The 2,624-nt window shown below is 68.3% G+C and carries 2 protein-coding genes; both read right to left on the reverse strand.

Going from position 1 to position 2,624, the window contains the following annotated elements:
* Positions 1 to 191: 191 nt before the first annotated feature.
* Positions 192 to 1,223, reverse strand: coding sequence for a DNA polymerase III subunit delta (holA, locus tag AC5JJ6_RS08345; protein ID WP_496041591.1), 1,032 nt, complete (start codon positions 1,221 to 1,223; stop codon positions 192 to 194).
* Between the two features lie 53 nt (positions 1,224 to 1,276).
* Positions 1,277 to 2,624 (reverse strand): class I tRNA ligase family protein (locus tag AC5JJ6_RS08350; protein WP_496041592.1); only part of this gene is annotated, 1,348 nt, incomplete at its 5' end.

The following is a 2,624-nucleotide window of genomic DNA, read 5'->3' on the forward strand; positions in this document are numbered from 1 at the left end:
CCATTCAGCGCGCCCTGCAAGTCGTGATCGAGGTGTCCATTCCTGCGGCCTTAAGAGCCAATCAGTTGGCTACGCAAACAACCTGCCTAGCATAGAGCAAGGCGTCCGATCACGTTCAACTATTTGAATCGGCAGGTAATTGCCTGGAGGATGGAGTGTTACCCCGTCCGTGACCGGACGGAAGCCGGATCCTACCGCCGGCTGCGCGCGAGTACCGCCAGCTGGAAGAAAGCGCGGGCGCAGACTGTTTCGTCCGGCATGTTGGTGCGCTTGCAGTCGGCCTCGGCCTCGGTCAGGCGGTCGAGGCCCTGGCGCAGGGCGGCGGGCGACCAGCGCTTGGCCTGAGCGATGAACTGGTTCTTCACCTTGAAGAACAGCGGCGGGCGCAGCGTGCCGACGGCGCGTTCGAGCGAGTCGCCCCGCTGGACCTGGGCCACGACCAGCTGAAGCCGCTGGAAGTGGCGCTGCGCCGTGCGGAGGATCGGGACCGGGCTCATACCCTCCGCGAAGAGCCGGCGGAGCGCGCGGTCGACCCCGGCGAAGTCGCCGTCGCCGGCGGCCCAGCAGGGGGCGTCGAGTTCCAGGGCGCCGCTGTCGCCGATGCAGGCCTGGGCGTCTTCCAGCTCGACCCGGCCGGGACCGCCCATATAGGTCACCAGCTTCTCGATCTCGCCCCGCGCCACCATCCGGTTGCCGACGAGGTTGGCGGCGAGGAAGTCGCGGGCGTCGGCGCTGACGGTCAGCTTGTGCCCCGCCAGCATCGATCCGATGGTGTCGGCCAAGGCCGATTCATCCTCGACGTAGCAGGGGATCGGGGCGCCGTAGTCGGAGTTCTCGAACAGGGCGCGGAGCTTGGAGGCCTTGGGCAGGTCGCCGGCCTCGACCACCACCATGCTGTCGCCGCCGGGCATCGACTCGAACAGGGCGGCGAAGGAACCGGTAACGCCGTCGTCGGCATCGCGGACGCGGATCAGGCGGCGTCCGCCGGTCAGCGACATCGACGCCACTTCGTCGGCCAGCCGGGCCGCGTCCTTGGCGATCGCGGAGCCGAGGATATCGACGACGCGGAAGGGATCGTGCTGGTCCGGACAGACTCCGCGCGCCACCGTATCGGCCCGTTCGCGCACCAGCCCGCTGTCGGGGCCGTAGAACAGCACCGCCCGGACCGAGGGGTCCGGGCGGCGCAGGAAACCATCGATGCGGCCAGCCGCAACCTTCACCACGGCCTTCTCCCGTGAGAAGCCTTACACGACCGCATGCTCAGACGACCCCATGCTTAGACAACCACGTTGACGATCCGGTTGGGCACGTAGATCAGCTTGCGGACCGGCTTGCCTTCCATGGCGCGCTGGACGTTGGCGTCGTTCAGGGCCGCCTCCTCGGCGATGTCCTTGGCGGCGTCGCGCGGCAGCGGAAGCTGGGCGCGGAGCTTGCCGTTGACCTGGACGGCCACCACGACGCTTTCGTCCACGACCAGCGCCGGATCGGCCTCCGGCCAGGGCGACTCGGTCAGCAGCTCGGTATGGCCCAGCCCCTGCCACAGTTCCTCGCCCAGGTGAGGCATCATCGGGCCGATCAGCTTGACCAGCGTCTCATAGCCTTCGCGCAGCACCCATCCCTCGCCGGCGCCCTTGCCGTCCAGCTCCGCCAGCGCGTTGGTCAGCTCCCGGACGCGGGCGACCGCCTTGTTGAAGCGGAACTTCTCGACGTCGTCGCCGAAGCCGTCGATCGTCTTGTGGACGATCCGGCGAGCCGCCTGCCCCTTGTCGGAAATCTCCGCCGGCTGCGGACTGCCGGCCGGGGCAAGCTCCGCGGCGGGTTCGGTGATCAGGCGCCAGACGCGGGCGACGTAGCGCCACGCCCCGTCGATGCCCGACTCGGTCCATTCCAGATCGCGTTCCGGCGGGCTGTCGGACAGCAGCAGCAGCCGCATGGTGTCGGCGCCGTAGGTGTCGATGATGTGCTCGAGCCCGACGACGTTCTTCTTGGACTTGCTCATCTTCTCCAGCCGGCCGATCTCGACCGGCTCGCCGCCGTCGATCCGGACGGGCACGCCGTCGCGCTGCTCGACCTCTTCCGGGTAGAGCCACTGGCCCTGAGCGTCCTTGTAGGTCGCGTGGGTCACCATGCCCTGGGTCATCAGACCCTCGAACGGCTCGGCCACGCTGAGGTAGCCGCAGTCCTTGAGCGCGCGGGTGAAGAAGCGCGAATACAGCAGGTGGAGCACGGCGTGCTCGACGCCGCCAATATACTGGTCCACCGGCAGCCAGTAGTCCGCCGCACTCCGGTCGAAAGCGGTCGCCGTTTCGTGCGGGGAGCAGAAACGGGCGAAGTACCAGGAGCTTTCGAAGAAGGTGTCGAAGGTGTCGGTTTCCCGCCGGGCGTCGCCGCCGCAGGTTGGGCAGGCCACGTGCTTCCAGGTCGGGTGATGGTCCAGCGGATTGCCCGGCTGGTCGAAGCTGACATCGGTCGGCAGTTCGACCGGCAGGTCCTGTTCCGGCACCGGAACGATGCCGCAGGCTTCGCAGTGGATGACCGGGATCGGGCAGCCCCAGTAGCGCTGGCGGCTGACGCCCCAGTCGCGCAGGCGGTAGATGGTCGTGCCCTCGCCCTTGCCGGCAGCT

It is taken from the genome of Skermanella sp. (genome assembly GCF_059503625.1).